Raw genomic sequence first — 13901 nt, 5'->3', positions numbered from 1 at the left:
CAAACATATCCCTCCCCGGCGCGGGCCCTTCCCTCACAATCCCCGCTCGCATGCACGGACGCACGATCGCCCTGGTCATCCTCGGGACCCTCGCGCCGGGCGCGGCGGCCGCCGCGGCCGCTCCGCCCGCGCCCGTCACGCTCGGCACGACGGTGACCGCCCCCGACGCCCCGGGCTCCGCGCTGGCCTGCGGCGGCGGTGCGCCGCGCTGCACGACGGTGGCGCGCAGCGCTCCGGGCGCCACGGCCGCGGCACCGGCCGACGGCGTCGTCGTGCGCTGGCGGGTGCGCTCGGCGCGGACGCTGACGGTCCGCCTGCGCACCGTGCGGCGCCTGCCTGACGGCACCTACGAGGCCACAGGCAGCGGCCCCGGCGTCCAGGTGCCCGGCGACGCCGCGGTGCACGCGTTCGCCGACCGCGTCCCGATCGCGGCCGGCGGCCTGCTCGCGCTGGACGGCACCGGCGTCCCCAACGCCTACACGACGGGCGCGGGCGCCTACGAGGTCGTCCGCTACGGCGCGTCGGCCATCACCTTCGACGACGGCCAGACGCGCCCGGGCGCCGGCCTGCAGACCGGCACGCTGCAGCTCGCGGCCGACGTGGAGCCCGACGCCGACCACGACGGCCGCGGCGACCTCACGCAGGACCGCGCCGACCTGCAGCTCACGGGCACCGCGCCGGCCGAGGTCGGTGCCCTGGAGGGCTTCACCCAGCGCTACACGGTGCGCAACGCGGGCCCCGACGCCGCGCTGGACGTGCGCGTGGCGCTCTCGGGCGCCGACTCCGGGGTCGTCCCCTCCGGGGCCCCGGGCTGCGCCGACGCGCCGGCGCCGGGTGCGGGCGTCGTCTGCGCGCTGGGGACGCTGGCGCCGGGCGCCACCGCGACCGTCAGCCCGGGCTTCCTCATCCCCACGATCTTCCCGCCGCCCTCGCGCCCCTACACGTCGACGGCCGTCGCGACGAGCAGCACGACCGATCCCGCGCCCGGCGACACGACGGCGTCGCTGGCGACGTTCGTCGACCCCTACGTCTCGCCCGCGCCGCCGCCGGCGTGTGCCAACCGGCAGCGCGGCACCCGTGACGACGACGTCCTGCTCGGCACGCCGTTCGGCGATCGCCTCGTCGGCGACGCCGGCTCGGACCTCGAGCGCGGCCTGGGCGGCGACGACTGCCTGCTCGGCGGGGCCGGGGCCGACGTGCTGGACGGCGGCGACGGCGCCGACCGCCTCGACGGCGCCTCGGGCGACGACCGCATGGCCGGGGGCCCGGGCGACGACCGCCTGGTCGCCGGCCGGGGCAACGACCGGCTGAGCGGCGGCCCGGGCGACGACACGCTGCTGCCCGGCCCCGGTCGCGACCGCGTGCTCGCCGGCGGCGGCGCGGACACCGTCGGCGCTCGGGACGGCACGCGCGACGTCGTCGACTGCGGCGCCGGGCGCGACACGGTCCGCGCCGACCGCCGCGACCACCTCATCGGCTGCGAGAAGGTCACGCGGCGATAGCCCAGCGCGGTCCGTAGGGTTGGGGCCATGCGCATGAGCCAGCTGTTCCTCCCGACCGAGCGCCAGGCGCCCGCCGACGCGGAGGCGCTCTCGCACAAGCTCATGGTGCGGGCCGGCCTGGTCCGCCAGCTCGGCGCCGGCCTGTGGACATGGCTGCCGGCCGGGTGGCGCGTGCACCAGAAGATCGTCCAGATCGTCCGCGAGGAGATCGACGCGATCGGCGGCCAGGAGATGCTCATGCCGGTGCTGCACCCGGCCGAGCTGTGGCGGCGCAGCGGGCGCTACGACGCGATCGGCGCGGAGCTGTTCCGCCTGCAGGACCGCAAGGGCACCGACATGGTGCTCGCGATGACCCACGAGGAGGCCGTGACCTTCCACGCCGCCCAGGTCATCCGCTCCTACCGCGACCTGCCGCTCTGCCTCTACCACTTCCAGGTCAAGGAGCGCGACGAGGCCCGCCCGCGCGCCGGCGTCCTGCGCACCCGCGAGTTCATCATGAAGGACTCCTACACCTTCGACCGCGACGCCGAGGGACTGGCGGCCGCCTACGAGCGCCACCGTGAGGCCTACGCGCGGATCTACGACCGCTGCGGGCTGGACTGGTATGAGTGCGTCTCCGACGTCGGGATGATGGGCGGCACCGCGGCGCACGAGTACATGGCGCCCTGCCCGGCCGGCGAGGACGACGTCGTGCTCGGGCCCGCCGGCTACAGCGCCAACCTCGAGATCGCCACGGCCGAGCCGCGGCCCGTGCCCGCCCTGTCGGGCGTGGCGGGCGAGCTGCACACGCCCGGGCAGACCACGATCGAGGCGGTGGCCGGCGGACTGGGGATCGACCCCGGCAACCTGCTCAAGGCCTTTCCCGTGGTCACGCCGCAGCGGGGGCTCGTGATGGTCTTCCTGCGCGGCGACCACCGCGTGAGCGAGACCAAGCTGCGCAACGCGCTCGGCGAGCCGTTCCGGCCGGCCGGCGAGGACGAGCTGCGCGGGCCCGCGGGCTACCTCGGGCCCGACGACGACCTGCCAGCGCTCTACGACGAGGCCGTGACGCCCGGCGAGTACGTCGCCGGGGCCAACGTGCCCGACCACCACCGCGTCGTCACCGTCGCGCCCGGCCCGCGGGTCGACGTGCGCAGCGTGGAGGAGGGCGACACGATCGGCGGCGTGGCCGTGCGGATCGAGCCGGCCATCGAGATCGGCAATATCTTCCAGCTCGGGACCCGCTACAGCGACCCGCTGGGCTGCACGTTCCTCGACGAGCACGGCAAGGAGCACGCGGTCGTCATGGGCTCCTACGGGATCGGGCCCGCGCGCATCGCCGCGGCCGCCGTCGAGCAGTCCGCCGACGACAAGGGCATCTCGTGGCCGAAGGCCATCGCGCCGTTCGACGTCGAGGTCGTCGGCCTGGGCAAGCCGGGGACCCCGGAGCAGGCGGCCGCCGAGGCGCTGTACTCCGACCTGCGCACGCTCGGGCTCGACGCGCTGCTCGACGACCGCAGCGCGGGCCCTGGGGAGAAGTTCGCCGACGCCGAGCTGCTCGGGGTGCCGCTGCGGCTGACCGTGGGCAAGCGCTCGCTCGAGTCGGGGACCGCCGAGGCCCAGGTCCGGCGCGGCCGCGTCGACCAGGAGGGCGGCATCCCGCTGCGCGACGGCGCCGAGGCGGTCAGGGACCTGTGGCGGAGCCTCCCGTAGCGCCCGAGCCCGCGCCAGGGACGGGCTGGACACGGCCGCGGTTGACGCTGCGCCGGCTCTTCGGCCTGGACCGCTCGGGCCCGCCGCCGCCCCAGACGCTGTCGGACGCCCCGTGGAACGTCTGGACGATCCCCAACGCCATCGGGTTCGTGCGCCTCGCGCTCATCCCCGTGCTGCTCGTCACGGGCCTGTCCTCGGACTCGGGGACCGACGCGCTGCCGGCCGTGCTGTTCGCGGTCATCGGCTGGAGCGACTACGCCGACGGCATCGCCGCGCGGGTCACGGGGCAGTACAGCCGCTTCGGCGCGCTCCTGGACCCCGTCGTGGACCGCCTGCTCGTCGTGAGCGGCCTGGTCATCTGCTGGAAGTTCGAGAGCCTGCCGCGCTGGGCGATCGCCGTGCTGGTGGCCCGCGAGCTCTACCTGCTGGTCGCCGGGCGCATCGCGCTGTCGCGCGGCATCGAGCTCAGGATCAACTGGTGGGGGCGCTGGGGCGTGTGGCCGACGATGAGCGCGATCTTCTTCGCGCTCTGCGGCCTGCCCACCGTCGCGGAGGTGCTGATCTACATCGGCCTCGCGCTGTCGCTCATGGCAGCCCTGATGTACACCCGCGAGGCGTTGGCCGCAACGCGGGCTGCACCCTCAAGTTGAGCTTTACGTGTGGCCGTTCGCTGCTATCCTCGCGCGGCCCGCACCCAGGAGGAGATGGACCACGATGGACACGTTTCCCGATCTCGGCTCGCTGTCGGACCAGGAGCTGAAGGATCTGATCCAGCAGCTCACGGAAGAAGAGGTCGACATCTCGTACCGCCGGCGCATCCTGCACGGCAAGATCGACATCCTGCGGGCCGAGCTGGTCAACCGCCTGCGCAAGCGCCACGAGGGCGGCGAAGAGGTCATCACCGGCGCCGACGTGCAGCGGCTCACCGACATCCTGGCCGGTCGCGCCTCCAACGACGAGCCCACGGGCGAGTAGGCGCGGCGGACGTCCAGCACGGTGGCACGCCACTGCCCCGAGTGCGGGTTCACGAACGCCGAGGGCGCGAACTACTGCCAGCGCTGCGGCGCGTTCATCGGCCAGCCCGACCCGGGCGCGCCGGAGTCGTCGACGGCGACCTACCGGATCGACGAGTCGGGTGAGCTCGTGCCCGTCGAGCTCGACGACGTCGTCGCCCAGGGCGGCGGCGCGGCGCTGGTCGTGCGGGCCGGCGGCGGCCGCGTGGGCGAGAGCTTCCCGCTGCAGGGCGAGCGCATGACGATCGGCCGGCGCCCCGACAGCGACGTCTTCCTCGACGACGTGACGGTGTCGCGCGACCACGCGCTCATCGTGCGCCGCGGCGACGAGTACCACCTCGACGACCTCGGGTCCCTCAACGGCACCTACGTCAACCGTCGGCGCATCGAGTCCCACCACCTGGCCGACGGCGACGAGCTGCAGGTCGGCAAGTACAAGCTCACGTTCCTGTCGCGCTGATGGCCGCCGTGACGGAGTCCCAGCCCCCCATCGCGACGCCCGACCCCGGCGCCGACGAGCGCCCGTCGAAGTCGATGACGATCGGCGCGGTCTGCAAGGCCCTGCGCCAGGAGTTCCCCGACATCTCGATCTCCAAGATCCGCTACCTCGAGGACCAGAAGCTCCTCGAGCCGCGGCGGACGCCGGGCGGCTACCGCCTCTACGCGGCGGTCGACGTCGCGCGGCTGCGCACGATCCTGCGCATGCAGCGCGACGAGTTCCTGCCGCTGCGCGTCATCCGCCAGGAGCTGGCGGCGGGGCGCGTCGACGCTGACGAGCCGCCGATCCCCGCCGCGGCGGCCAGCGAGCCGCGCCCCCGGCGGCGGCCGAGCATGTCGGTCACCGGCGGCGGCGCGCTCTACACGCTCGAGGACGTCGTCGAGGACACGCGGGCCGAGCCGCGCCTGGTGGCCGAGCTCGAGGACTACGGCGTCATCAAGGGCGAGGTCCGCGCCGGCACGAAGTACTACGACGAGACCGAGCGCGAGATCGTCCGCGCCGTCACCGAGCTGGCGCGCTACGGCGTCGGCGGGCGCAACCTGCGCGCGTTCCGGACCTCGGCCGACCGCGAGGCCGCGCTGCTGCAGCAGATCCTCGCCCCGGCGCTGCGGTCGCGCAACACCGAGCGCCGCAAGGAGGCCGTCGAGGCGCTGGAGAACCTCGCCGCGGTCACCACGCACCTCAAGCACCTGCTGCTCATCCGGGACCTGCGCAAGATCGTCAGCCCATGAGCCGCCGATGAGCCCGGTCGACCTGGCGCGCTACGTGCGCGACATCGCCGACTTCCCCAAGCCCGGCATCGTGTTCAAGGACATCACGCCCGTGATGGCCGCGCCCGAGGCGCTGGAGGCCGCCGTCGACGGGCTGGCCCGCTACGCGCGGCCGCTGGGCGTCGACCTCGTCATCGCCGCCGAGGCCCGCGGCTTCCTGCTCGGCGCGGCCCTGGCCCGCGAGCTCGGCGCCGGGTTCATCCTGGCCCGCAAGCCCGGCAAGCTGCCGCACGAGACCGTCCGGGCCGAGTACAAGCTCGAGTACGGCAGCGACGCGCTGGAGTTGCACACCGACGCGATCGACCAGGGCTCGCGCGTGCTCGTCCACGACGACCTGCTGGCCACGGGCGGGACCGCCGAGGCGCTGTGCTCGCTGGCCGAGCAGCTCGGCGGCGAGGTCGCCGGCTGCGCCTTCCTCATCGAGCTGAGCTTCCTGGGCGGCCGCGGGCGGCTGGGCCGCCACGACGTCCACGCGCTGCTGCGCTACGACGAGGAGTGACGCCGCGGTGCCGGTGACACGGCGCCGGCGGACCCTGGCCGCGCCGCCGCCCGTCGTCTGGCAGACGGTGGCCGATCCGCAGCAGCTCGTGCGCTGGTGGCCGCGCGTGGAGCGGGTGGAGGGCGCCGACGGCCGCGGGTTCACGCAGGTGCTGCGCTCCGACCGCGGCGTGCTGGTGCGCGCGGACTTCCGCTTCGGCGTGCGGCACAAGCCGACGGCCGTGTCCTGGGACCAGGACGTCGAGGGCACGCCGTTCGCCAAGCTGCTGCGCTCGTCGCAGACGCGCGTGGCGCTGGCCGAGGCCCCCGGCGGCGGCACGGCGGTCGAGCTGGTCCTGGACCAGCGCCTGCAGGGGATCTCCCGCCTCGGCGGCCTCATCGTCCGCCGCGCCGCGCGGCGTCAGCTCGACGGCGCGCTCGACGCGCTGGCGGAGCTGCACGGCGCCGCCGGCTGAGCGCCGCGGCTCACCCGGTCAGCTTGCCGGTGAGCACGACGGCCGTGGGCCTGGTCGGCTTGCTGCCGGGCTCGCGGGAGACGAGGATCTCCGTGTAGCTCGCCAGGTCCGACGGGGCCGCGACCAGGCCCTGCAGGCGCCCCTTGCTCGAGCCGCTGCCGGTGACGGGCGGGAAGAAGCCCAGGAACTTGACCTTGGTGCCGTTACGCAGCCAGAGCACGTAGTGGCCGCTGGCGGCGAGCTTCTGGCCGACGACGGCCAGCGCGCGCTTGCCGTCCTGGGAGACGACGTTGGCCACGCCCAGCGCCGCGGAGGAGCTGCCGGCGGGCGGGTTGAGGTTGATCTGGGCCTCGACCGACGCGCCGGTGGTCGTCGACGTCGTCGTGGTGTCCGCGGCCGTCGGCGTCGAGGCGACCGAGCCGCTGTCGCCCTTGTCGCCGCCGCCGAGGGTCCCGGTCAGCAGGAGGATCGCCACGGCGACGATGAGCCCCAGGCCCACGAGCAGCAGGGCGCCGCCCCAGCGCGAGGAGCGCTCGTGCTCGGCGCGGGCGCGGTGGCGGGCCTCCAGCGCGCCGAACGCCTCGTCGACCTCCTCGGGGTCGGCCGCGATGTCGGGCAGCGCCTGGTCGCCGCCGACGCCGGCACTGCGCAGCTCGCCCGCGACCTGGCGCGCCCAGCTGCGGGCGGGGGCCGAGTCCTGCAGCAGCGCGCGTGTAGCGGCGCGCTGGGACGCCGACTGCTGGCCGAGCAGGTAGTCGCCGATCTCGTCCTGGCGGTCGCCGTCGAGGTCGGTCATCTCCGCCGGGCCGATGGCGCCCAGCGCGGTCAGGGCGCGCTCGCGGACCGCCTCGGGGGAGATGCGCAGCAGGCCGCCGATCTCGTCGTACGTGCGCCCCTGGCGCAGCACGAGCTGCAGGACGGCCTTCTGGTCGGCGGGAAGCTCGCTGAAAGGGGCCATGCGGCGCAGGAGGCTACCCGAGGAGCCGTCGCTATCGTCCGGCACCTCCATGGACGTCGAGCTCCCGATCACGTTCCCCGGCACCTTCGACGGCCTCTACGGCCTCGTCGTCGACAGCCTCGACCTCGACGCGGGCGAGATCCGCGCCCACGTCGACGTGCTGGACCACCACAAGCAGCCGGCCGGGCTCGTGCACGGCGGGGTGCTCGCGTCCATCGCCGAGTCCACGACGTCCATGGCGACGTTCTTCGCCGTGCGCGGCGACGGGCGCACCGCCCAGGGGCTGAGCAACCAGACGTCGTTCCTGCGCCCGCTGCTGGGCGGGACGATCCACGCCGTGGGCCGCGTGCGCCACCGCGGGCGGACGACCTGGGTGTGGGAGGTCGAGATCACCGACGACGAGGACCGCCTGTGCGCCCTCGTGCGGATGACCATCGCCGTGCGGGAGGGCTAGAAGGGCCCTGGCGCGCTCGTGCGCCGTGCGCGGCGTGCGGGAAGCCGTGCGGAGGGCGACGAAGGGGACATCCGTTCGCCGCGGTTCCGGCGCGGGCGGTCCTCCCGCGGGCGCTGCGCGGGGCGGTGTCGCCGATCGGCGTCGCCCCTCAGCCCGCCGCGCGCCCGAGCCAGTAGTCGACGAACGTCCGCAGCCCGGGGTCCGTCGCGGCGTCCGCCTGCGCGGTGCGCCCGCGGGCGTAGGCGGTGATGCCGGGCGCCGCGGCGCCGTCGGGCGCGTGGCGCACGAGGACGGCCTGGCCTGCACGGCGCAGCGCCGCGGTGGGGCGTCCCGCGAGGTCGTCGGCCAGCGCGTGGGCGGCGGCGAACTGCGCCGGCGCCGCGGCGAGCACGACGTTGCCCAGGCGCAGGTCGCGGTCGTAGGGCGTGGCGGCCGTCAGCGCGGTGCCCGGCTCGGCGGGCGCGACGGGCGCGCTCGTGGTCGCGTCGTCGCGCGTGGTGAAGAACCACAGCGCGGCGAGCACCCCCGCGACCGCGAGGAGCGCCAGCCCCGCCGTGCTCAGCAGCCGCCCGATCAGCTCGGCACGCGGGTCGGGGCGGTGCGGGACCCGGTGCGGCCGGCCCGGTCGTCGGCGTGGGTGATGCGCGCGAGGTCGTCGATGGCGCGCTCGAGGTGCCCGGCGATGTCGTCGAGGTCGGGCAGCGCGTCGAAGTCGGCGAGCAGCCCGAAGCCCAGGCGCCCGTGGTAGGACATGATCGCGATGCCCAGCGCCTGGCGCTGGGCCAGCGGGACGACGGGGTAGAGGCCGCGCAGCGGGCGGCCGAGCAGGAAGAGCTCGATCTGCGGGCCCGGCACGTTGGTCACCACGAGGTTGAAGTAGCGCTGGCGCGCCTGCAGGCGGGCGGCCTGGCTCATGATCGTCGGCGGCGCGAAGTCCGCGAGCTGGGTCAGGGCCTCGGCGCCGACGGCCTGGCCGGACTCCTTGAGCCCCGCCATCGCGTGGTGGATCTCGTTGAAGCAGGCGATCGGGTCGGCGACCCCGACCGGCAGCGGCGCCCACATCGCGGCCACCCGGTTGCCCAGCGCGCCGCGCTCGTCGGTGGCGCGGACCGACACGGGGACCATCGCCTTGAGCGTGATGCCGTCGGTCGGCTCGCCCCGGCCGCGCATCCAGCGACCGAGCGCCAGCGCCACGGCGGTCAGCACGACGTCGTTGACCGTGCCGTGCAGCTGGGTCTTCACGGCCTTGAACCGCCGCAGGTCGGCGTCGACCCACGTGTAGCGCCGGTGCGGCCCGATCGGGACGTTCAGCGGGGAGCGCGGCGCCGGCTGCAGGCCTGCCCACGCCATGGCGCCGATGCCCGCCAGCCCGCCGGCGACGTTGCGCGTCGCCTGGCGCGGCGCCCGCGTGAGCGCCCGCAGGCCGCGCAATGCCTCGCCCGGCACGGTCCCGCGCTCCAGCAGCGCCTCGGCCAGCAGCTCGGTGCCGGTCGGCACCGGCCGGGGGAGCCAGGGCGATCCGGTGGGCGCGGTGGGCGCCGGGTCGGGATCGGTGTCGAACAGGACGGAGACGATGTCGACGCCGCTGACGCCGTCGACCAGCGCGTGATGGGTCTTGGAGAGCAGCGCGAAGCGGTCGCCGTCCAGGCCCTCGACGAGCCACAGCTCCCAGAGCGGGCGGCCCCGGTCCAGCCGCTGGCCGAAGACGCGGGCCGCCAGCCGCTTGAGCTCCTCGTGGGAGCCCGGGGACGGCAGCGCGGTGTGACGGATGTGGTAGCGGGCGTTGAAGTGCGGGTCGTCGACCCAGCGCGGCCGGCCCTGGCCCAGCGGCACGAAGGCCAGGCGCTGGCGGTAGCGTGGCACGAGGTGCAGCCGGGCCTCGATCGCGCCGACGAGCTCGTCGTAGCCGGGGGGCGTGCCGTCGAACGTCATCACCGCCGCCACGTGCATGTGCGCGCCCCCGTCCTCGAGATGCAGGAACGAGGTGTCGAGGGCGGTCAGGCGGGAGGGCACCGGCCGATGCTCGCACTCGGGCCGGAGCACCGCAAGGCGTCGCCGGGGGCGCCCGCCGGGCTTCCGAACCGGGTTGCACAACACGCTCGACGACCTTGAACAGAGTGTGTAAGGTTGTCGCACGACGGGTAGGTCCCCGCCACCACCCTCCCTGATTCGGAGCCCCGAGATGGACCTCAGCGATCCCGACACCTTCGCCCGCATCTACGACAAGCACCACCGCGGCGTCCACGCCGCCGCCCTCCGGGTGCTCGGCAGCAGCGCGCCCGCCCAGGACGTCGTGCAGGACGTCTTCCTGCGCGTGTGGCGCAACCCCCAGAAGTTCGACGCCCGGCGCGGGGAGCTCGGCAGCTACCTGCGGCTCATGGCCCGCAGCCGCGCGGTCGACCTGTGGCGTGAGGGACAGGCCGCCGGCCGCGCGAGCGACCGCCTGAAGGTCGTCGTGGCCACCGACGGCGCCCGCGACGAGGACGCCCGGCCCGACCACGTGGCGCTGGAGGCCTCGGACCGCAGCACGATCCGGGCCGCGCTGCGCGCGCTGCCCGACCCGCAGCGCGAGGCGCTCGTGCTGGCCTACTGGGGCGGCCTCACCGCCGACCAGATCGCCCGCCGCGCCGGCGTACCGCTCGGCACGGCCAAGAGCCGGATCCGCCTTGGGCTCGCGCGGCTGCGCGCCGAGCTGTCCGCGGGGGCCGACCAGCCCGTGCTGGCCGCCTGAGCGCGGGCACTGGGACGCTAGGGTCGCGGCATGCCCGTCCGCGGCCTCGCCCATGACGACGTCGTCGCCGAGCTTCGCGCCCGCGACCTGGAGTGGCTCGGCGACGGGGTGCTGTGGTTCGACGCCCACACCCACATCGGCCACCATGACCCCGACGGCTACGAGGCCGATCCGCACGAGCTGATCGAGGCCCTCGACGCCGCCGGCCAGCAGCGCGCGCTGCTCTTCGCGATGCAGGAGCCCGACGGCTATCCGGCGCCCAACGACTGGGTCGTGCGCTCCTGCGCGGAGTCCGGCGGGCGGTTGGTCCCCTGTGGCGCGTGGACCCCAACGCGCCCGACGCCCTCAAGGAGGCCCGCCGCGGCCTGGAGTCCGGCGCACGCGGCTTCAAGCTGCACCCGCGCAGCGACGCGTTCGGCCTCCCGCACCCGGTCGTCGAGCAGGTCGTCGGGATGGCGGGCCGCGAGCGCCTGCCGGTGCTCTTCCACGCGGGCCGCGGCATCCCCGACCTGGGCGAGAGCGTCGTCGAGATGGCCCGCGCGCACCCCGACGCCCGGATCATCCTCGCCCACGCGGGCATCAGCGACCTCGGGCTGCTCGCGCCGCGCATCGCGGAGCTGCCCAACGTCCTGTTCGACACGAGCTGGTGGATGGTCTCCGACCTGCTCACGCTGTACGCCGCGGTCCCGCCCGGGCAGATCCTCTACGCCTCCGACATGCCGTACGGCGGTCCGCGCTACGCCTCGATGGCGCTGCTGCGCTGCGCGCGCGCCGTGGGGCTGACCCCCGAGCAGACCGCGCCGATGGCCGGCGCCCAACTGGCCCGCGTCGTCGGAGGGGAGGACCTGCTGGACCTGGGGCCCGCGCCGGGGCCCGGCGCGCTCGGGGCCCGTGTGCTGGCCTTCGAGCGGGTCATCGCCTACCTCACGGGCGCGGTGCAGCTCACGTTCCGCGGCGGGGAGCCCCGCGAGGTCTACGCCCTGGCCCGCCTGGCGTGCCAGGCCCCCGACGGCGTCGAGCACCACGCCGCGCTGCGCGAGATCGAGTCCTACATCTCGCTCGCCGAGCAGCGCCTGGACGGCGGGGCCGAGCCCTACGCGGCGGTGCACGCCGCGATGACGGCGATGATCCTCGCCGGCACCGTCGCCGCCGACGCCCGCTAGGGCCCGTTCCGGTCAGCGGCCGGACAGGGTCGCTGTGTGATGCGGAACACACAGATGGCCCGGACCCGGGGTACCGTGCCGGGCAACAGACGCCGAGCCGTTCCCGCACGAGGGGGCGGACGGGGGACCCAACGCCGCCGAGTGCACACCACCGGCGGCTGGGGCGAATCGGGGCCTGATGGCCCGGTAGCGCCCCGCTGCCGCACGCTTCTGCGGGCGACGGCGGGCTGCGAGCCCGACAGCTAACCCCGTAGGCACAGAGAAACCAGGAGGTGCCTCGTCTTGAGGCTCAGACATCCGCGCGCCATGGGTCTGTCCGGCGCGCTGCTCACCACGACCATCCTCGCCGCGACGCCGGCCGTGGCGAGCTCCGACACGTCCTCGACCACCCCGGCGCCCGTCGCCCCGGCGGGCGCCGCCGCACCCAAGGCGTCGACCTCGCTGAGCATCCGCAGCGTGCGCCGCACGGTGCTGGCGGGCGAGCGCATCATCGTCCGCGGGCGCCTGAGCCCCGCGGGCGCCGGGCGCGCCGTCGCGCTGCAGGTCGGCGCGCCCGGCGGCGGCTGGACCACCGTCGACCACGACCGCACCGACGCCGGCGGACGCTACGTGCTCCTCTGGCGCGCGGCGCGCACCGGCACCAAGCGCGTGCGGGTCGGCTTCGGCGGCACGCGCGAGCTCAGCTCGGCGCGCCGCGCCGCCGGCAACGCCCGCGTGTACCGGCGTGCGTTCGCGTCCTGGTACGGGCCCGGCCTCTACGGCCAGCACCTGGCCTGCGGCGGCACGCTGACGTCCGGCACGCTCGGCGTCGCGCACAAGTCGCTGCCCTGCGGCACGCTCGTGACGCTGCACTACCGCGGGCGCACGGTGCGCGTGCCCGTCATCGATCGCGGCCCCTTCGTGGCCGGCCGCGAGTTCGACCTCACCGCAGCGACGAAGGCCCGCCTGGGCTTCGGCTCGACCGGCACGGTGCTCACCACCCGCTAGGGCGGCGGGCCCTCCACGGCCCTCCCGAGCAGCACGCGACGGGCGCCCACGGGCGCCCGTCGCGTCGTTGGCGCCCCCTACGCTTGCAGGGTGCCCAAGCGGGTCATCGCCCACCTCGACTGCGACGCGTTCTACGCATCGGTCGAGCTGCTGCGACGCCCCGAGCTGCGGGGTCTGCCGCTCATCGTGGCCGGCACGGGGCCACGCGCGGTGGTCACCACCGCCAGCTACGAGGCGCGACGCTTCGGCGTGGGCTCGGCGATGAGCGCGGCCGAGGCGCGGCGGCGCTGCCCGCAGGCCGTGACGATCCCGCCGGACCACCAGGCCTACTCCGAGGTCTCGCGGACGGTCTGGGGCCTGGTCCGCGAGCGCCTGGAGATCGTCCAGCAGGCGGGCATCGACGAGGCCTACGCCGACCTCACCGGCCTCGAGCGCCCGCTGCCGCTGCTGCGCGCGCTCATCGCCGACGTCAAGGAGCAGACCGGGATCCAGATCTCGGCGGGCATCGCGCCGAGCCGCCTGGTCGCCAAGATCGCCAGCGACCTGGGCAAGCCCGCGGGCTTCGTGGCCATCGGCCGCGAGGACTGCGCCGCCCGGCTGGCCGGCCGATCGCCGCGCGTCGTGCCCGGCATCGGGCCCAAGACCGCGGCGCGGCTGGCCGAGATGGGCTACCCGACGCTCGGGCACCTGCAGCGGGCGCCCGTGAAGGAGCTCCAGGCGCGGTTCGGTGAGAACTCGGGCCGCGACCTGCACCGCCGCTCGCACCTGCACGACGACTCGCCCGTGGTGACCGAGCGCGTGGCGAAGTCGCGGTCCAACGAGACGACGTTCGACGCCGACATCGCCGACCACGCCGAGCTCGAGGCGATCCTGCGCCGCATGGGCAAGGAGCTGGCCGAGGCGCTGCAGCGCAAGGGCACGCGCGGGCGGACCATCGCCATCAAGGTGCGCCTCGACGACTGGACGACGGTGACGCGGGCGCGCACGGTCGAGACGCACGTCAACGACGAGGCCACGATCATCGGCGTGGCGGTCGAGCTCCTGCGCGCCTACGCGCCGCCGCGGCCCGTGCGGCTGCTCGGCGTCCGGGTGGCGTCCTTCGAGGACGACCCGCCGCCGGCGCCCGAGCCGCGCTCGGCCCCGCCCGGCCAGCTGCGCCTGCCGCTCTCGGTCTGACCG

The 13901-nt window shown here is 75.3% G+C and carries 16 protein-coding genes; 13 read left to right on the top strand and 3 right to left on the bottom strand.

Annotated features, from left to right (window positions below; all coding sequences use genetic code 11):
* Nucleotides 1-50: 50 nt before the first annotated feature.
* The 8 genes from FSW04_RS27295 to FSW04_RS16965 all read left to right on the top strand — a co-directional run bounded on the left by FSW04_RS27295 (nt 51) and on the right by FSW04_RS16965 (nt 6429).
* The gene (locus tag FSW04_RS27295) at nt 51-1502 is read left to right on the top strand and encodes a hypothetical protein (protein ID WP_228430526.1); all 1452 of its coding nucleotides are present in this window, start codon (nt 51-53) and stop codon (nt 1500-1502) included.
* Between the two features lie 27 nt (nt 1503-1529).
* Nucleotides 1530-3194 carry a proline--tRNA ligase gene (locus tag FSW04_RS16995; RefSeq protein WP_146921387.1) on the top strand — a complete coding sequence of 555 codons (1665 nt, stop codon included), beginning with the start codon at nt 1530-1532 and terminating at the stop codon, nt 3192-3194.
* A 41-nt stretch (nt 3195-3235) separates the two neighbouring features.
* The gene (locus FSW04_RS16990) at nt 3236-3844 is read left to right on the top strand and encodes a CDP-alcohol phosphatidyltransferase family protein (protein WP_228430525.1); all 609 of its coding nucleotides are present in this window, start codon (nt 3236-3238) and stop codon (nt 3842-3844) included.
* Between the two features lie 64 nt (nt 3845-3908).
* Entirely contained in the window at nt 3909-4169 is a 261-nt protein-coding gene (locus FSW04_RS16985) for an RsiG family protein (RefSeq protein ID WP_146921383.1), read from the top strand.
* Between the two features lie 21 nt (nt 4170-4190).
* Nucleotides 4191-4667, top strand: coding sequence for an FHA domain-containing protein (locus tag FSW04_RS16980; RefSeq protein ID WP_146921381.1), 477 nt, complete (start codon nt 4191-4193; stop codon nt 4665-4667).
* Nucleotides 4667-5437, top strand: coding sequence for a transcriptional regulator FtsR (gene ftsR, locus FSW04_RS16975; RefSeq protein WP_146921379.1), 771 nt, complete (start codon nt 4667-4669; stop codon nt 5435-5437). The genes FSW04_RS16980 and ftsR overlap by 1 nt, the downstream gene beginning before the upstream one ends.
* Before the next feature lie 7 nt (nt 5438-5444).
* Nucleotides 5445-5975: an adenine phosphoribosyltransferase gene (locus FSW04_RS16970; RefSeq protein WP_146921377.1), complete on the top strand. Its 531-nt coding sequence runs from the start codon at nt 5445-5447 to the stop codon at nt 5973-5975.
* 7 nt (nt 5976-5982) lie between these two features.
* Nucleotides 5983-6429, top strand: coding sequence for an SRPBCC family protein (locus FSW04_RS16965; RefSeq protein WP_146921375.1), 447 nt, complete (start codon nt 5983-5985; stop codon nt 6427-6429).
* A 10-nt stretch (nt 6430-6439) separates the two neighbouring features.
* On the opposite strand, the gene FSW04_RS16960 is transcribed toward FSW04_RS16965, so the two are convergent.
* Nucleotides 6440-7387 carry a sigma factor-like helix-turn-helix DNA-binding protein gene (locus FSW04_RS16960; protein ID WP_187368856.1) on the bottom strand — a complete coding sequence of 316 codons (948 nt, stop codon included), beginning with the start codon at nt 7385-7387 and terminating at the stop codon, nt 6440-6442.
* Between the two features lie 49 nt (nt 7388-7436).
* Between FSW04_RS16960 and FSW04_RS16955 the strand changes: the two genes are divergently transcribed.
* On the top strand, nt 7437-7841 hold the full coding sequence (locus tag FSW04_RS16955) for a PaaI family thioesterase (protein ID WP_146921371.1): 405 nt from the start codon (nt 7437-7439) through the stop codon (nt 7839-7841).
* A 148-nt stretch (nt 7842-7989) separates the two neighbouring features.
* Here FSW04_RS16955 and FSW04_RS16950 read toward each other — a convergent pair whose 3' ends face one another.
* On the bottom strand, nt 7990-8364 hold the full coding sequence (locus FSW04_RS16950) for a hypothetical protein (protein WP_146921369.1): 375 nt from the start codon (nt 8362-8364) through the stop codon (nt 7990-7992).
* A gap of 50 nt (nt 8365-8414) precedes the next feature.
* Nucleotides 8415-9854 carry a WS/DGAT/MGAT family O-acyltransferase gene (locus FSW04_RS16945; RefSeq protein WP_228430524.1) on the bottom strand — a complete coding sequence of 480 codons (1440 nt, stop codon included), beginning with the start codon at nt 9852-9854 and terminating at the stop codon, nt 8415-8417.
* A gap of 169 nt (nt 9855-10023) precedes the next feature.
* On the opposite strand from FSW04_RS16945, the gene FSW04_RS16940 reads away from it, so the two are divergent.
* From FSW04_RS16940 to dinB, 4 genes are all read left to right on the top strand, one after another.
* Entirely contained in the window at nt 10024-10572 is a 549-nt protein-coding gene (locus tag FSW04_RS16940) for an RNA polymerase sigma factor (RefSeq protein WP_146921365.1), read from the top strand.
* Nucleotides 10573-10892: 320 nt separating this feature from the next.
* Nucleotides 10893-11735 (top strand): amidohydrolase family protein, encoded by an 843-nt coding sequence (locus tag FSW04_RS16935; protein WP_146921363.1) that lies wholly within the window; start codon nt 10893-10895, stop codon nt 11733-11735.
* Between the two features lie 306 nt (nt 11736-12041).
* Entirely contained in the window at nt 12042-12722 is a 681-nt protein-coding gene (locus tag FSW04_RS16930) for a septal ring lytic transglycosylase RlpA family protein (protein WP_146921360.1), read from the top strand.
* 90 nt (nt 12723-12812) lie between these two features.
* Nucleotides 12813-13898 carry a DNA polymerase IV gene (gene dinB / locus FSW04_RS16925; protein ID WP_146921358.1) on the top strand — a complete coding sequence of 362 codons (1086 nt, stop codon included), beginning with the start codon at nt 12813-12815 and terminating at the stop codon, nt 13896-13898.
* The last annotated feature ends 3 nt before the right edge of the window (nt 13899-13901 follow it).

The sequence above is a fragment of the Baekduia soli genome, assembly GCF_007970665.1.
GTDB lineage: Bacteria > Actinomycetota > Thermoleophilia > Solirubrobacterales > Solirubrobacteraceae > Baekduia > Baekduia soli.
The sequence above is the reverse complement of the archived record's forward strand: the minus strand, read 5'-3'. Positions and strand labels throughout refer to the sequence as shown.

Coding starts and splice junctions, on each gene's coding strand:
- FSW04_RS27295 (WP_228430526.1), top strand. CDS start 51: ATGCACGGACGCACGATCGCCCTGGTCATCCTCGGGACCCTCGCGCCG.
- FSW04_RS16995 (WP_146921387.1), top strand. CDS start 1,530: ATGCGCATGAGCCAGCTGTTCCTCCCGACCGAGCGCCAGGCGCCCGCC.
- FSW04_RS16985 (WP_146921383.1), top strand. CDS start 3,909: ATGGACACGTTTCCCGATCTCGGCTCGCTGTCGGACCAGGAGCTGAAG.
- ftsR (WP_146921379.1), top strand. CDS start 4,667: ATGGCCGCCGTGACGGAGTCCCAGCCCCCCATCGCGACGCCCGACCCC.
- FSW04_RS16970 (WP_146921377.1), top strand. CDS start 5,445: ATGAGCCCGGTCGACCTGGCGCGCTACGTGCGCGACATCGCCGACTTC.
- FSW04_RS16960 (WP_187368856.1), bottom strand. CDS start 7,387: ATGGCCCCTTTCAGCGAGCTTCCCGCCGACCAGAAGGCCGTCCTGCAG.
- FSW04_RS16955 (WP_146921371.1), top strand. CDS start 7,437: ATGGACGTCGAGCTCCCGATCACGTTCCCCGGCACCTTCGACGGCCTC.
- FSW04_RS16940 (WP_146921365.1), top strand. CDS start 10,024: ATGGACCTCAGCGATCCCGACACCTTCGCCCGCATCTACGACAAGCAC.
- FSW04_RS16930 (WP_146921360.1), top strand. CDS start 12,042: ATGGGTCTGTCCGGCGCGCTGCTCACCACGACCATCCTCGCCGCGACG.